Raw genomic sequence first — 14,788 nt, 5'->3', positions numbered from 1 at the left:
TGCACGCCCCGTGCTTCAGTGACCTGCACCAGATCCACATCACTAACACGGAGGCTTCAACATGCGTGCATTCACCCTAGCGCTTGCTACTTTGGTGGCTTTTTCGGCCCTTTGTTTCGACACCACCGCCGAGGCTCGTTGCCATCGCCGTTGCGGACGAGCCCGAGCCCGTCAGGCCTGCGGCAGTTGCAATACCGCTTGCGGTTCAGCGTGCCAAGGCTGCGGCACGAACAGCGCTCCTGCCGCGGATAATGGCGCGGCCGAAGCTCCTCCCGCGCCGCCGCAACCGAGCGGCGCCACGACCACCGGCGCGCCCGCGCCGCAAGCCTAGCGCGACGAAACGTCGACGGCTGCGGACGCCGCTTTGCCGAAGTCGAAACGCCCACGTCTGTCCCAACCCGGGCATGCACAACGGTGAAGCGCGTCCGCAGTTTTTTGACTTCCACCCTGGTCGAGGCCCGGACTTATCGCCGTGTTTGCAGATCCGCTATTCGCGGAATGTGCTGCTTGGATTCGCAACAATTGACCGTGCCAATCGTTAAATCGCGCCCAGCCCGACCACGCCGCTGCGCTTATGCGGGGGACGCCGTCTGGTGCGGCGGCGTGCAACCAGGCGAGATTTGACAAGGCTCAGGCAGGCGGCAGAGTTAAGCGGCGGGAATCGATCGCCGATTGTGGCGGCTCTTGGCCGGTGCTGATTTCCGCCTCGTGCCCCCATTTGTGGCGCAAACCGGCGGCGATCGCCCGCGGCGGTCGCGAACATGTTTTCACGTACTTTGTCACTAATACTGCCCCACAGCAGATTTTGGTAATGCAGGAGTTCCCTTTGACGCAGCAGGATACGATGAGCACCACTACAAGCGCAGCCGGACTGGATACGGAATGTGTGCTGCCAGTCCGATCGACACTGATGGTTTTTGATCGCGCCGGAGCGCTTGATGGCATAAACGGGGATAGCGCATTGCTGCGCGAGCTAGCTCGCATGTTTCTCGATCTCAGCCCAGCGATGCTGTCGAAAGTGAAGTTGGCCGTAGCGGATCGTGACTTCGAAGGAACACAGCGCACGGTTCGTGCGTTGAAGGGGGCTGCGGGACATTTCGGCGCGGACAAGGTGGCCGCGGCTGCCTGCGCACTGGCCGGGCGCGCTAAAGCGCGGGACGCCTCGATGGTCGACTCGGTCTACGTCGACCTCGAAGCGGCGGTCGCCGTACTGCAAACGGCGCTCGAGAAGTTCGTCGCTGAGTAGCTGTCGAACTAAAGTCCGGTCGCCAACTGTGGTTTTCCCGAACGGAATCTTCGTGCGAGAAGGCCCTCGGGCGTTTCGCTGTTCGGCCGCCAATTGCGTCTCGACGCGATTCACAAACCTTGGCCCTGTCGAAGCTTGGGGTATTTGCCCTGCGACGTTGCGCGCCTGGTCGAAATACATCCTGTGATTTGACAACGGCCCGAAACAAGGCCAGCCTTTTCTGGGGGTTGGCATTGCGCGATCACCTTCGGCGAGAAAGTTTCGAGGGTCACAAGCCACATGGAAAATGAGCTCGATACAAAGGATCGGCCGGCGCGTTCCACATCGGTGCTGATCGCCTGGCTAAGCGTCTGCATGTTGGCGGCCTCATGGGGTGCCAGGCTGGGGCCGGAATGGGTTAGCCTATGGCGCGAGTGGGGGACCTTCGGTCTGACGGCCGCGCTGGGACTGAATGTCGCGGACCGACTACGAGCCGCACGACGCAGTCGTCTCGAGGCCGCCAGCGCCGACCGACTGCTCGAACGCCGCATCAGCACCGTCATCGACGAAGAATTGCCGGACGAACATGTCACCTGCCGCAAATCGTCCGACCGCGCTCATCAACTGGTGATGTAAGGCCGGGCACCTCGCATACTAGCGCTTCTCCGGCGCGAAGAAAGCGAGCGCGATCTCACTCTTTGCGACAGGCCACGTACAGCCGGCCCTGGACCGGAGCCGGGGCGAGCGCGGCCACGGAATCGGCTAGTGCGCCAGAATCGACTTGCGCGTCCGTTCCGACCCCCAGGACCTCGAAGCCGGCTTCTTCGAACAGCTCGACGGCCTCTTCGTCGCGGATCCAGTACATGTACGGCCCGCGATCGAAAAATGCGCCGATGTTCACCTTGTCGTTGCGGCGCAGCCAAGGCCAATATTGGGTGCTGATCGCGCGGCCGGTTAGTTTGCGAAGCAGGCCTAGATAACCGCGCGCCAGGCGAAAGGCGCCCGACTGAAAGCGGGTCCGGTAGGAAAGAAAGCTGGCAACCAGGACACCGCCTGGACGCAGGATGCGAAATGCCTCGTGCGCAGCGCGGCGCCGATCTTCGGCCGTGGGCAAGAAGCAAAGCACCTGTTGCAAGTAGAGGGCTTGGTCAAAGCTGCTGTCCGCATATTCCAACTGCGTGGCATTCTGCACTCGATAATCAATCGTGCCACCCGGATCGCGCGCTCGTGCTGCCTCGACGAACTGCGGCAGATAATCGAAGCCGTGCAAATCGCGAAAGCCGCGAGCCTGCAGGTCGAGAAGAATTCGTCCGCCGCCGGAACCGGCTTCGACGGTTCGACCGCCGGGAGCGAGAAATCGCTCCAGCAGGAACCGTTCGCCAGGCTCGAGCCCCGAGCGTTGAGCCCAGAGACCAAACTCCGTCTCTCGAAATACTTCATGATTGTCAGCGCGCGTGGGTGCGGCGCCTGAACATGGCTCGGGACCCACCGTCCCCGTTTGATCTGCCCACATGTATTCCTCGACAATTGCCCTTGGCTGGCGGCCAATGGCTCTATACAAGCTGCCCCGAATCCGCAGTCGGTTCATCGTGAGCGATAGCGGCCCGTCTCCGCCTGCCGCGCGAGAGATCGCAGCTCCAACGCTGGCATTTTCACGACCAGATCGATGGCTTTGCATCCACTTTTTCAGCTCAGCAACGGCCGAGCCCACGATGTTGATGACGGATAGCAATTTCTGCGCCTGCACTCGGTGCAAGGTCGCCGCCAGAACGGGATCCGTCCATTTTGGGCCGAAAGTATGCGGGCCAGGTACCGAAATCAGCGGGATTTCCCGGTCGTTGTGGGGTCAGAAAGCGCCAACTAGAATCGGTGCGTCATAGGGGATGCGGCGGCACGCGCGGGAGGGAATTGAGCACAGGCACGGCCGGCTGAACGAGCAGATCGCCTGCAACTGAGGCAGGGACTTCTTTTCGCGTCCGTATTGGTGCATTTTTTGAGAAACGCTGCTTTGAAGGAGCCGGATATGTCTTCGTCTTCACGTCCGGGGTTCGGCACTAGGCGTACTACCTTCGGTTGCGCCGTAATCGCTTGCCTGTGGGCCGTAGGTGCGGGGCCCGCACAGGCTCAGTTCACTTATCTGAACCAGGTGGCGGGCGGGCCTGTGAACAGCCCAGGATACATTCCGCTCCCTTCGATCGTCAGCAACGTAGGACCCGACGGGCAGATTCTTGTCGACGAGGGCTTCTTCGGTAACAGCGAACTGCTAAAGGCGTACTCGGCGGATGGCAATTATTTGCAGACGCTGGCGAATGTGAACCAAACGATCAACACGCCGGAGTTTTCGGCCATCGGCCCCGACGGAACGTACTATGTGTCCGGAAATTCAAATATCGGAGTGTTTAGCTCCACGGGTACATTCCAACGTTACCTTTTGAGCACGGATGGGCGCTTCAACCCTTTGGGCGTAGCGGTGAATTCGACGGGTTCACTCTACCTGGCGAATAGCAGTCAAATCGACGTCTATAGCACGACATTCAATGGTACGAACTATCCGTTGCTGGGAACGATTGGTTCAGCCGGCACCGGACCAGGCCAATTCGGCGGCAGTGGCGTGAGCGCCATAACATTGGACCCGACGGGTGCGAATGTCTATGCCGCCGATGCGTCGGGAAACCGCATCGAAGTATTCTCGGCGGGCGGAACTTATCAGTCCTCGATCGGCGACGCCTCGGGGCCTGGGCATCTGAATCAAATCAGTGGCGTCGGGGTGAGCGGCACCGGACTGCTATACGCTGCCGACTCGGCGAGCGGGATCAAAGTCTTCTCCTCCTCGGGCACCTACTTGCAAACGGTCGCCACGACGGTCAACGGACAAAGCTTTTTGCCTTTCTCGGTTTCCATCGCTCCAACTGGCCTCGTATACGCCGCGGGACAAATTGGCGCAGGAGCGGGAGCGTTCCGCTTCTTCGATCCCGCCTCGTGGTCTTCCGGTACGAACACGTTTACCAACGCCGCGGCGGGGCCGACCAGCGTCACCGTTGGCTTCGGGCAAATGATGGGCGGACAATTGACCTTAGACGCGAACAAGGGGTTAGCCGTCGGCCAGACGACGACCGTCAATAACAGCGGCGTCCTGACCTTGGCCGGCGGTACGCTCTCGACAAACAACCTGGTTGTCGACGGTACCTCGAGCAGCGCCAGCTTCACGATGACCGGCGGCACGCTCACGGCCAATAACATCACTGTCAGCGGCGGCGGTGTCGCGGATTTCGTCGGGCCCCCGCTCTCTGTCAACCTGAATGGATTGGTCTCGGTAACAGACGCTACTTCGCAGTTCAAGGTCGAACAAGGAACAACGTTCACCGCGGCGGCTCTCAATAACAACGGCAACGTCGTGCTAGGCAACAATGCGAATTTTGTCGTGCTGAGCAACTCGTTCAACCTGGGCACGGCAACGCTCAACGGCGGCGAACTCGACATTCGCGGATTGTTCGGCAACGGTCCGGCAGGTTTGATTCAAGGGGCCGGCACGCTGAGCACCACGTCCGGCCTCTCGAATAACGGTACGATTCAATTCACCGGACAGTCGAGCGTGATGGGCGTCGTTAATAATCTGTCGAACGGCGTCATCGAAGTATCCGGTGGTCAGAGCCACACCTTCTTTGGCGGTGTGAGCAACGACGGTCTGATCAAGATTGACCCCGGATCGAGTGCGACATTCCAGGGGAATTTCACCGGGGCACACGGCACGAGCGGTACCGGGACAGTTACTTTTGCTGGCGGATTATCGCCGGGCGACCCCGTCAGCTTGAGTTTCGGCGGCAACGTCGTCCTGCAACATTCGAACGTTACGCTGATGAATCTGGCCAGCGCCACGCCCGGCACCGGTTATGACCAAATCAACGTGGCCGGCCAACTGAGTCTCGACGGAACGTTGCAATTGCTGCTACAGAATTTCACGCCCCAGGTGGGGCAGAGCTTTCACCTGTTCAACTGGGGAACCGAAACGGGATTGTTTTCTCAATTGACGCTGCCGGCGTTGCCGGCCGGCGAGTCATGGAATGCATCGCATCTTAATACCGACGGCACGATCAGCGTAACGATCTCGGGGGACGTGAACGGCGACGGTATTGTCAACGGACAAGATTTGGCGCTGGTGTCGAGCAATTATTTGCACACCGGCACGGGCCAGTCCGGCGATGTCAATAATGACGGCATCGTCAACGGGCAGGATCTGGCTCTCGTTTCGTCCAACTGGCTGCACTCTGCGCCTGCGATGTCTGCGACGGTATCGACCCCTGTGCCTGAGCCTGCCACAGCAGTTTTGGTGCTGTTTTCGATTGCGGGCTTGGCTATCGCCCGGCTAAGACTCTTTGGCCGATAGCACTGAAACCGCCGCTACCAAAAGCCGTCGAGTTCAAGCTTTCAGACGACTGCTTTCAGCGCAGAAATCAACCGGTCGAGATCTTTACCGTTAGTGTAAACGTGCGGGCTGATACGCAATCGGCCAGCGCGACACCCGAGTGCGACGTGATGATTGAGTAGTTCTTTCTTGATCGCCAAGGAATTACGGTCCGCGAACTCGAAGGCCACGATGCCACTGGCTCGGCCTGGTTCGCGGTGGCTGGCAACTTTCGCCCCGCAGCGCGCCAGACGCTCGCAAGCGTCGTCGGTAATCGTCAGGATTTGCGTCGCGATTTGTTCGCTGGTGTAACGCCCGAGCAATTCGAGACTTGCTCCCAGCCCTAGGAAGCCGGTCACGTTGTAGCTTCCTCCTTCATAGCGGGCGGCGGAATCTTTGACATTCAATTCGATCCGGCTGTAGTCGTTTCCTTGGCGGACGCTGTTCCAGCCCAGGCCCAGCGGGCGCAACAGATCCAAATGTTCGCGTCGCAGGTAGAGCAGGCCGGCTCCCTCGGGACCGAGCATCCATTTGTGCCCGTCGGCGGCCAGGAAGTCGATCGGCGTACGGCGAACGTCCAGCGGGAAGACTCCTAACCCCTGAATCGCATCGACGAACAAGTACGCCCCGCGGCGGTGCGCCATGTCGGCCAACGCGTCGAGATCGTTGCGCCAACCGTGTGCATAGTTCACCCAACTAACCGCAATCAGTCGGGTGCGGCTGTCACATGCCTGTTCGATCGCGGCCTGATCGACCCGCCCGTCGACCGTCGCAACGCGACGGCACTCGACGCCACGACTGGCAAGGTTCATCCACGGGTATTGGTTGGACGGAAATTCGTCGGCCAGCGTGACCAGATTGTCCCCGTCGCGCCACGGAAAGCCTTCGGCGACGAAATTGATCCCTTCGGTCGTATTTCGCACGAGCGAAATCTCGGCCGGCTCGGCCCCCAGCAAGGCAGCGCCGCGACGCCGCACGTCTTGTAATTGCGCGGACCAGCTGGTCCAGCCGGTGTCGCCGTTTTCGGTCATGTCGTCGGCCCAGGCGACCATTGCGGCGCGCGCGGGCTCAGAAAGCGGGGCAACCGCCGCATGATCGAAATAGGCCCAGCGGCGCGCGACCGGCATCGCCTGGCGGAATTCTTCCCAGCTTCGAGGCGGCGTGTGCGGATCAGCCGTCATTCAAAACGATTCCTTCGCGGCTCTGTGAACTTTGGCGATTCTGCGACCGCTTCATCTTCGCCGTGGTCTAACGGTTTAATACCAGTAGGTCGGCCAATGTTGAAACGTCTCGATATGCGCTTTGTCGAGCGCCTCGCGGGCACCGGACGGATCATAGGTCGGCAGGTTCTTGATCTGATCCTTTGTCAGGTGTACGTGGACGGTCGATTTTGCCCAATCAATCCGATCCGCGGCGCGCGGGTCGACCAGCACCTTTTTACCGGGCAGCCATTTGCCGGTGTCGACGACCAGGTATCGCACGTCCCAAGTCGTCTCATCGATCAGGAAATCCGCTACATGCCCCAGATCGCCATCCTGGGCATGCACATGATATCCCCTGACCTCACCGGCACCGCGAAGGTTCGCATCGCCGGGCTGCGGCTCGTCGGTATCCGGCGCCAATGCTCCCTCGGCAGGCCAATAAACTGGCCAGCCGTAATACTTCGACATGTGCATTTCGTGCTGGCGCGAGACGGTTTCATGGGTCTCGATCCCGGGGCTTTGCTCGACCTGCTGTTTGGTGAGTGTCACGTTCAACTGCCGGCCGGTCGCGTCGGCACTGGCGACCGAGGCCGGAGAAATCAGCACCAGCCGGCCCGGCAGCCAATGGCCGGTATCCACGACGAAATAGCGAACGTGCCAGTGAATGTCATCGAAGTAAATGTCCGCCAGCGATCCCATATTTCCGTCCGTGGCATGGATCACAAGTTCTGCCAGGTCCGCGGTACTTCGCAACATATTCGCAATCTCCAATCGGTTGAGCGTAATGCGCTGGGCGAGATTTCTGGTCATCATCCGTTCGAAATCGGGCTGATTTCCCGGCCCAAGCCGCGACGGCGCACGGCGAATAATGCCAACCGTGCCGAACGCGTCGCGATCCTTGGTAATTGTATCGCATCTTTTCGAAGGGGCACCCCAGTCGTTTCCCGGCGGGGCCGTTCCTGCGACACTTTTCCGCGTCGGGACTTGCCTGCCGCAACGGCGCCGGTCTAATCAATCGTATGGCCGAAAAGCTCGATCAACTGATGCGTACGCTGTTTTCCTCCGGCGCGAGTTACGAACCCGCCGTGTGGAAACCTCGCTGCGACGTGTACCACGGCCCGCACGGGTGGTTGCTGAAATTCGAGCTGGCCGGAGTTCGGCCCGAGGATTTTCAGCTCTCCCTTGCCGGGCGGCGTCTGATCCTACGCGGCGTGCGCCGCGATTGGGCCATCGAGGAAGGGGGAAACTGGTACGCGATGGAGATTTCCTATAACCAATTCGAACGCGTCATCGAGCTTCCCGATGACGTTGAGCATGCGGATATTACGAGCGAGTATCGCGACGGAATGTTATTGGTTTGCTTGAAGTCCCATTGAGTGACCCCGCGCAAGGAAAGCAATCGCATGACTGATGCTCCGCGGTCGACCGTGCTGCCGACGTTACCGCTGAAGAACAACGTACTGTTTCCTCATCTATTGCTTCCGTTGGCGGTGGGGCGTGCCGCATCCGTGGCCGCGGTCGAGGCTGCGCTTCTGACCGAGGACAAGCGTCTGCTGATCGTGGCGCAGCGAGACGCGCTAGTCGAAGAGCCCACGCTCGACGATCTGTACCGCGTCGGCACGCTAGCGTCGATCAAGAAAATGGAACGCGGCGATGTGGGCCCGCAGATCATCGTCCAGGGCATCGAGCGCGTCGAATTGATCGAAGCCGTGGACACGAAGCCCTATTTCAAGATCCGCGCGCAGCAATTGCCCGAACCTACGGATGACGGTACCGAAGTCGAGGCGCTGGGCCGGGCGATGATCGATCAGGCAGCGGCCGTGCATGCCCTGCTGCAGCCCGAGGCTCCCTTCACAATCCAGCAGATGTTTGCGCAGGTGCCGGACGTTTTGCACCAAGCGTATCTGTTGGCCTCGATGTTGAACCTGGACATTGCCAAGTCGCAGGCGCTATTGGAAGCGAACACCCGCGCCAAAGTGCTGCGATTAGTGATGGAGCACTTGACGCACGAGCTGCAAGTGCTCGAGCTGCGGCACAAGATCACGAGCCAGGCACAGTCCGAGTTGAGCCGCGAGCAAAAGGAATACCTGCTGCGGCAGCAGTTGCGCGCTATCCAAGAAGAACTCGGCGAACGCAGCCCCGAGCAAGCCGACGCAGCCGAGATGCGGCGCCGGCTGGACGAAGCGGACTTGCCTGACGAGGTGCGCAAAGAGGCGACGCGCGAATTGAATCGCTTGGAGCGGCTCCCCACGGCCGCGCCCGACTATCAACTCACGCGATCCTATTTAGAGCTGCTGCTGGAACTGCCCTGGAAAGCAACGACCGAGGATGTGCTCGATCTACCGCGGGCCCGGCAAGTGCTCGACGAAGATCACTACGACCTGAAGGAAATCAAGCAGCGCATCATCGAGCACCTGGCAGTGCTAAAGCTGAATCCAAACGCCAAGGCGCCCATCCTGTGCTTCGTTGGCCCGCCGGGGGTTGGCAAGACGTCGTTAGGGAAATCGATAGCGCGCTCGCTGGGAAGGAAATTCGAGCGGATGAGCCTGGGCGGCCTGCACGACGAATCCGAGTTGCGAGGCCATCGCCGCACCTATATCGGGGCGATGCCCGGTCGGATCATTCAGGCCGTACGCCGGTCGGGCGTTAAGAATCCGCTTATCATGCTCGACGAGGTCGACAAGCTAGGAAGCGATTTTCGCGGTGATCCGGCGGCGGCGCTGCTGGAAATACTAGATCCGGCTCAGAATTTCGAATTTCACGACAATTATCTCGACTTGCCGTTCGATCTGTCGAAGGTTTTCTTCGTAGCCACGGCCAATACGCTCGATCGCATTCCGCAGCCTTTGCTGGACCGCATGGAACTCTTGCGGCTTGCCGGATACTCGGACGAAGAAAAGGCGCAGATCGCAAGGCACTATCTGATCCCGCGCCAATTGAGCGAGGCAGGCCTGAAGCCGGATCAGTTAGTGATTGCCGACGACACCCTGGCGCGGCTGATTCGCCGCTACACGCGCGAGGCGGGCGTGCGCGAATTGGAACGGACACTGGGGCGACTGGCGCGTAAAGTAGCGGTCCGTTTCGCCGAAGGGCACACCGAGCCTGTCGTGGCACGCCCGCAGGACTTGAACGAGCTCCTCGGCCCGGAACGCTTCTCGATGGAAGAAATGCGCCGACAGTTGCCCCCCGGCGTCGCAGCCGGGATGGCGTGGACCGAAGCCGGCGGCGAGATTCTCTATATCGAGGCGGTCCTCCTGCCCGAAGGGCGGGGGCTAACGCTCACCGGCCAACTGGGCGAGGTCATGCAAGAATCGGCCAAGACGGCCCAGAGCTATATCTGGTCAAAGGCGGCCGAACTCGGAATCGATCGCGAAGTGATCCGCACCTCGGGCGTTCACATTCACGTACCGGCCGGCGCGATTCGCAAGGACGGTCCCTCGGCCGGCGTAACGATGGCCACGGCCTTGGCCTCGGTCTATAGCGGCATCGCGCCGCGCAGCGACACAGCCATGACCGGCGAAATCAGTCTCACGGGATTGGTCCTTCCCATCGGCGGCGTCAAGGAGAAAGTGCTGGCCGCGAACCGTGCCGGCATTCGCCGAATCATCTTGCCGCGCGAAAATGGTAAGGATCTGAATGACCTGCCCGACAACGTACGCTCGCAGCTCGAAGTGATACTGACTGACCGTATCGAGGATGTATTGAACGCCGCGGTCCCGGAATTGATGGAACGCGCCGCGGCTGAAGCGAAATAGATTCTTCTGGTGCGCATAAAAAGAGCCGTCAGGCGGGGCAGGAACCTGACGGCCTTCGCACGTGACCGTTGTTATGCTGGCCACGTACAGTGCGGGTAGCTTAAAGTCACGGCAGAGGTCGGCCCGTGTCGGACACGGCCTCTACCGCATAAAGTGGCCGCTTGCACGGCTACTTGTTCTGGTCCTGAGACGCACGCTGGCCGGCGTTCTGGCCTTGCGTATGACATTGCTCCTCGGCCTTCTTCTGCTGGCCTTGTTGTCCTTGTTCGGAGCCGCAAGCGTCGCCCTCTTCCTTCATGTTCTGACCACGATGCTCTTGTTGCTTGTGCATCGGATTCTGGCCCTTCGACGCGTTCGGATTGCCCTGGAAGTCCTGTCGATTCTTGTCATCCTGGCGCTGCGTGTTTTGGCCAGTCTGTTGATCTTTACGCGTATCGTTTGCTGGCGTTCCCATGATGCACTCCTTCTTTTTGTGCGATGTTTACTGCGCCCCCGCAATCACTTGACTTTCTTCTATGCACCTCGCGTGCCGCGTTCGTTACAGACCGCTTAACGACCCGCTTGTTCGCCGATCGCGCAGAATGATCGAGGGATTTGGCCGAGGTTCGACCAACTGCCGATGCACAGCCCCCGACGAGGGCATTTTTCGAGTTGATAGCAAGCGTCCGCAAAAGCTCGGAGATGGCGATTCATCTACCACTCCGGCCGGCGGTAGAACAGCGACGCAGTTGCGCCTTCCGCGATTCGCAAGGGGCGATTGAGGAGGGCGCAGGAACTGAATGTGGTTTTCTACGCGCGCCTTAACATCCTGGCGAGCGCGCCGCGCGGCAGATCCGGCGTCAATAATTCAACGGACGCATTGAACCGCTGCAAGACGGATTCCGCGGCCAGGTAACCGCTGCGCACGGCCCCTTCCATCGTCGAAGGCCAGCCGGTCTTCGTCCAATCTCCGGCCAGGTATAGCCCCGCGATGCTGGTCTTTTGCGTAGGACGCAGCTCTTCGATGCCCGGCCGGACCGAGAATACCGCCAAAGGATCGGCCACCATTTTCCATCGCAGCAGTTTTGCATCACGCGCCGCGGGAAAGACGTCGCGAAGTTCGTTGCAAATCTCGGCGACGACTTCCGCCCGATCGCGACCGGCAATGTGCCGCGACGCGCTGATCACGACCTGGTAGTAGAATTCTCCTCCCTGCTGCCCGGCGTCGAGATCCGTACGGCGAAACAACCATTGGCTGAGCATGTCCACCATCGCGGCATGCTCAAGCGTGGTGATCTGCCGATCGAACCACAGGTGTACGCCGGCAATCGGCGCGGCGTCAATTTGTTGCAGGCCGGCGACTTCGGGAAGTGCTGCAAGTCTTGGCGCCAGCAATGAGCTCACGCGCTGCCAAGGAACGGCGACGATTACGGCGTCGTATTCCTGTGTCGTCGCACCCGACGTAAGCGTGATGCCGTCGTTCGCAAGGTCGATCATGTCGACAGGCGTCCCCAGCGTCAGCTTCACTTGCTGCTGCGCGAGCCATTCCGTGAGTCGGACGTCGTATAGCTCGCTGAGCGAGACGCGCGGCACGTGCAGTTCATAGGCTTTAGAGTTCGAGAGGTATGCATCGACGAAAACCTTCTGGGCGTGCAGCATCGAGGAGCGGTCGACAGATTCCCCTAGGGCGCTGACCAGCACGGCCCCCCAAAAGCGCTCGATCGCTCGCGGCGTCTGACCATGCGCCGCGAGCCATTGCGACACCGTGCATTCAGCAAGCGTCTCGGGCTTCGCCCGGGCCAATTGCAGCATCGCGCGACCGATCGCGAAGCGCTCCTTCCACGACAAAAAGTGCAATCGCAACAGCGCCGGCGCCAGGTGCAAAGGAGCAGGCAGCAGCGGCACGCCACTCAACCGCGAGCAACGACCATCGCGCGTGAAGAGATTCAGTACGCGATCGGCACGAAACAGGTCGGCCGTGCCCGTGCGACGGCAGAAGTCGGCTAGGTTCGTGCAGCAGCCCATGCTGATGTGCTGGCAATAGTCGACGGCCTCGCCGCTCGCGGCATCGGCGAACGAGGCGGCGCGTCCCCCCAGCCGGCGTCGCGCTTCGATCAACTCGATCGAGAGCGGCTGTCCGTCGATGATCTGGCCTGCAAGCCCCACGGCCGCGGCCAGGCCGGCCAAACCACCACCGACGATCGCCACGCGTCGCGGCTGCGCGGGCTGCGGTTGAGGAATAATGGACGGCGCTGGCACAGGCTCGATCATCCTTCCAGCGTTCTAGCAGCACTCGTGGGCGCAGGTACGGATCGAGGCAGCAGCGAACGCGCCGCGATCGCGACCTTGCGCCAGGAGCTTAGCCGAACGCGCTCGCTGAAGACGTCGCCGTCGCGGCGCTTAATCTCACCCAGCAGACTGCCGTAGATGCCGACCATCGCCCGTAGTGCCGCACGGCTATCGCGCGACAGATACGGCTCAAGCTCGATGGCCGATTTGTAGAGTTCTTCGGCTCGGGCGATTTCGAACCGCATCAACTCGCGAAATTGCGAGTTGCGGACGCCTCGCTCGATATCTTGGCGCGAGTAGTTGAATCGTTGCAGGTCTTCTTGCGGCAGATAAACGCGCCCGCGCTCGGCGTCTTCCTTCAGGTCGCGCAAGATGTTCGTCAGTTGAAACGCGATGCCCAAACGACGAGCGGGCGCTAGCGCGGCACGATCGCTAAAACCCCAGATGTGAATGCATGCCAGCCCAACCACGGACGCCACGTGGTAGCAATAATCTTCCAGGTCGGCGAATGTCTGGTAGGTGCGTTCCGCAAGGTCCATCTCGACGCCATCGATACAATCGAAAAGATATTCGTGGGGAATCTCGTACCGCGATGCAGTATCGAGTAGCGCCGGCATCATGATCGCGTTGTGTCGTCCAGCAAATGCCTCGCTCAGCGAGTACCGCCAAGCGGTAAGCTCTTCGCGGCGGATTGCGAGCGTCTTGTTGCTGTCCCCCACGTCATCCGTGGCGCGCAGAAAAGCGTATAGCGCGCACATGGCGCGACGCTTCGCGCTCGGCAGCAGCAAGAACGAGTAGTAGAAATTGCCGGCCCCACGCCGCGCGATATCGCGGCAATAGGCGTAGCTTGCCTCGAGCGTCGCGGTCATGCGCGCCTCGCAGGGGCATCTGCTGCGGAGGACGATGAAGGTCGGCCGGCACCTAGAAGATTGCGCCACACAGCCCCGGCCAACAGCCGTAGCTTGCCGGCGCGCGTGATCGAAGGGCGCCGTCGCCAGACGTCGTATTTGACCTGGTGAATCCGATCGAGAATGGCCAGCCCGCCGTTGGCAAACAGCCACACGTCGCCCCGCAGGCCGCGCGGCATCATCTCGATCAGCGGCAACCCGTCGCGCAAATACTTTCGGGCTCGCTCGACCTCACTCGCCATCAGCAGGCGAAAGCTCTCATTGTAAGTGTGGCAGGCGAAATCGACCTCGCTGTATCCGCAGCGGCGACATTCGGCTTGCGGCAGATAGACGCGTCCCCGTTCCCAATCGCCGGCAACGTCCTGGCAAAAGTTCGCCAGTTGCAGGCCGGTGCAGATCGAATCCGCCAGCCGGCCACGCCGCTCGTCATGCGCGCGAGCCAAATACAACACCAGCCGGCCAACAGGATTCGCCGAGTAGCGGCAGTAGTCGAGCACATCGTCGGCCGTTTCGTAGTGCTGAACCTGCTGATCGCGACGAAAGGCAATCAGCAAATTGGCAAATGGCTCGATCGGGATTGCGAATTCCGCGATGGTCTCGTGCAGCGCGACAAAGACGGGATGCCGCACGATGCCGGCATAACAGTTTTGCAATTCACTTTCCCACCAGGCGAGCAGGTCGAGGCTGCGCTGGTGGTCGTGAATCTCATCGGCCAGATCATCGGACCACCGGCAATAGGCATAGACTGCTTGGAAATGAGGTCGCAAGTAACGCGGCAGCAGCAGGCTGGCCACGTGAAAATTTTCGTAGTGGCGATTCGCCAGATCACGGCAATACTCGCGGCCTTCCTCAAGCGTCGCGGCGCGCGCAAATTGTCCTGCGGGACCATAGTTGGCCAGATCCACATTGAATGACAAGCTGGCCATGATCGTTAAAAACGGATTTCCCAGTGCGGTTAATAGCAAGGCATGCGCGAGGCCGATCACCGCAAGCCAGCCAGAGCGAAAGCTAGCCGACTATTCGGCCGC

General features: G+C 60.6%; 13 protein-coding genes. 6 read left to right on the top strand and 7 right to left on the bottom strand.

Features of this window, described 5'->3' with window-relative positions; genetic code table 11:
* The first annotated feature begins 61 nt into the window (after positions 1-61).
* From VGN12_05995 to VGN12_05985, 3 genes are all read left to right on the top strand, one after another.
* Positions 62-331 carry a hypothetical protein gene (locus VGN12_05995; GenBank protein ID HEY4308986.1) on the top strand — a complete coding sequence of 90 codons (270 nt, stop codon included), beginning with the start codon at positions 62-64 and terminating at the stop codon, positions 329-331.
* Between the two features lie 513 nt (positions 332-844).
* Complete coding sequence (locus VGN12_05990) at positions 845-1,246, top strand: Hpt domain-containing protein (protein ID HEY4308985.1); 402 nt, start codon at positions 845-847, stop codon at positions 1,244-1,246.
* A 279-nt stretch (positions 1,247-1,525) separates the two neighbouring features.
* Positions 1,526-1,861, top strand: coding sequence for a hypothetical protein (locus VGN12_05985; protein ID HEY4308984.1), 336 nt, complete (start codon positions 1,526-1,528; stop codon positions 1,859-1,861).
* 55 nt (positions 1,862-1,916) lie between these two features.
* On the opposite strand, the gene VGN12_05980 is transcribed toward VGN12_05985, so the two are convergent.
* Complete coding sequence (locus VGN12_05980; GenBank protein HEY4308983.1) at positions 1,917-2,738, bottom strand: methyltransferase domain-containing protein; 822 nt, start codon at positions 2,736-2,738, stop codon at positions 1,917-1,919.
* Positions 2,739-3,248: 510 nt separating this feature from the next.
* On the opposite strand from VGN12_05980, the gene VGN12_05975 reads away from it, so the two are divergent.
* Positions 3,249-5,609, top strand: coding sequence for a dockerin type I domain-containing protein (locus tag VGN12_05975; protein HEY4308982.1), 2,361 nt, complete (start codon positions 3,249-3,251; stop codon positions 5,607-5,609).
* 41 nt (positions 5,610-5,650) lie between these two features.
* Here the strand turns inward: VGN12_05975 and VGN12_05970 are convergent, their stop codons facing one another.
* Both VGN12_05970 and VGN12_05965 read right to left on the bottom strand, forming a co-directional pair.
* Positions 5,651-6,808 carry an aminotransferase class V-fold PLP-dependent enzyme gene (locus tag VGN12_05970; protein ID HEY4308981.1) on the bottom strand — a complete coding sequence of 386 codons (1,158 nt, stop codon included), beginning with the start codon at positions 6,806-6,808 and terminating at the stop codon, positions 5,651-5,653.
* Positions 6,809-6,883: 75 nt separating this feature from the next.
* A complete protein-coding gene (locus VGN12_05965; protein ID HEY4308980.1) occupies positions 6,884-7,585 on the bottom strand; it encodes a PRC-barrel domain-containing protein in 702 nt (233 codons plus the stop codon).
* 149 nt (positions 7,586-7,734) lie between these two features.
* Here VGN12_05965 and VGN12_05960 point away from each other — a divergent pair, with 149 nt between their 5' ends.
* Both VGN12_05960 and lon read left to right on the top strand, forming a co-directional pair.
* Positions 7,735-8,205 carry an Hsp20/alpha crystallin family protein gene (locus tag VGN12_05960; GenBank protein ID HEY4308979.1) on the top strand — a complete coding sequence of 157 codons (471 nt, stop codon included), beginning with the start codon at positions 7,735-7,737 and terminating at the stop codon, positions 8,203-8,205.
* Positions 8,206-8,232: 27 nt separating this feature from the next.
* Complete coding sequence (lon, locus tag VGN12_05955; protein ID HEY4308978.1) at positions 8,233-10,584, top strand: endopeptidase La; 2,352 nt, start codon at positions 8,233-8,235, stop codon at positions 10,582-10,584.
* Between the two features lie 169 nt (positions 10,585-10,753).
* Here the strand turns inward: lon and VGN12_05950 are convergent, their stop codons facing one another.
* From VGN12_05950 to hpnC, 4 genes are all read right to left on the bottom strand, one after another.
* Positions 10,754-11,038: a hypothetical protein gene (locus VGN12_05950; GenBank protein ID HEY4308977.1), complete on the bottom strand. Its 285-nt coding sequence runs from the start codon at positions 11,036-11,038 to the stop codon at positions 10,754-10,756.
* Between the two features lie 335 nt (positions 11,039-11,373).
* Positions 11,374-12,834, bottom strand: a complete 1,461-nt coding sequence (gene hpnE / locus VGN12_05945; GenBank protein ID HEY4308976.1) for a hydroxysqualene dehydroxylase HpnE — start codon at positions 12,832-12,834, stop codon at positions 11,374-11,376.
* Entirely contained in the window at positions 12,831-13,721 is an 891-nt protein-coding gene (locus VGN12_05940) for a phytoene/squalene synthase family protein (GenBank protein HEY4308975.1), read from the bottom strand. Before VGN12_05940 ends, hpnE begins: the two co-directional genes overlap by 4 nt.
* Positions 13,718-14,746: a squalene synthase HpnC gene (gene hpnC / locus VGN12_05935; GenBank protein HEY4308974.1), complete on the bottom strand. Its 1,029-nt coding sequence runs from the start codon at positions 14,744-14,746 to the stop codon at positions 13,718-13,720. Before hpnC ends, VGN12_05940 begins: the two co-directional genes overlap by 4 nt.
* Between the last annotated feature and the right edge of the window lie 42 nt (positions 14,747-14,788).

This window comes from Pirellulales bacterium, assembly GCA_036499395.1.
In the GTDB taxonomy this organism is placed as follows: Bacteria; Planctomycetota; Planctomycetia; order Pirellulales; family JACPPG01; genus JACPPG01.
Note: the sequence above shows the minus strand (reverse complement) of the source record. Positions and strands in the feature narration are given on the sequence as shown.

What these genes read in the sequence shown, in the direction of transcription:
- VGN12_05995 (HEY4308986.1), top strand. Translation starts at nt 62, where the DNA reads ATGCGTGCATTCACCCTAGCGCTTGCTACTTTGGTGGCTTTTTCGGCC.
- VGN12_05990 (HEY4308985.1), top strand. Translation starts at nt 845, where the DNA reads ATGAGCACCACTACAAGCGCAGCCGGACTGGATACGGAATGTGTGCTG.
- VGN12_05985 (HEY4308984.1), top strand. Translation starts at nt 1,526, where the DNA reads ATGGAAAATGAGCTCGATACAAAGGATCGGCCGGCGCGTTCCACATCG.
- VGN12_05980 (HEY4308983.1), bottom strand. Translation starts at nt 2,738, where the DNA reads ATGTGGGCAGATCAAACGGGGACGGTGGGTCCCGAGCCATGTTCAGGC.
- VGN12_05975 (HEY4308982.1), top strand. Translation starts at nt 3,249, where the DNA reads ATGTCTTCGTCTTCACGTCCGGGGTTCGGCACTAGGCGTACTACCTTC.
- VGN12_05970 (HEY4308981.1), bottom strand. Translation starts at nt 6,808, where the DNA reads ATGACGGCTGATCCGCACACGCCGCCTCGAAGCTGGGAAGAATTCCGC.
- VGN12_05965 (HEY4308980.1), bottom strand. Translation starts at nt 7,585, where the DNA reads ATGTTGCGAAGTACCGCGGACCTGGCAGAACTTGTGATCCATGCCACG.
- lon (HEY4308978.1), top strand. Translation starts at nt 8,233, where the DNA reads ATGACTGATGCTCCGCGGTCGACCGTGCTGCCGACGTTACCGCTGAAG.
- VGN12_05950 (HEY4308977.1), bottom strand. Translation starts at nt 11,038, where the DNA reads ATGGGAACGCCAGCAAACGATACGCGTAAAGATCAACAGACTGGCCAA.
- hpnE (HEY4308976.1), bottom strand. Translation starts at nt 12,834, where the DNA reads ATGATCGAGCCTGTGCCAGCGCCGTCCATTATTCCTCAACCGCAGCCC.
- VGN12_05940 (HEY4308975.1), bottom strand. Translation starts at nt 13,721, where the DNA reads ATGACCGCGACGCTCGAGGCAAGCTACGCCTATTGCCGCGATATCGCG.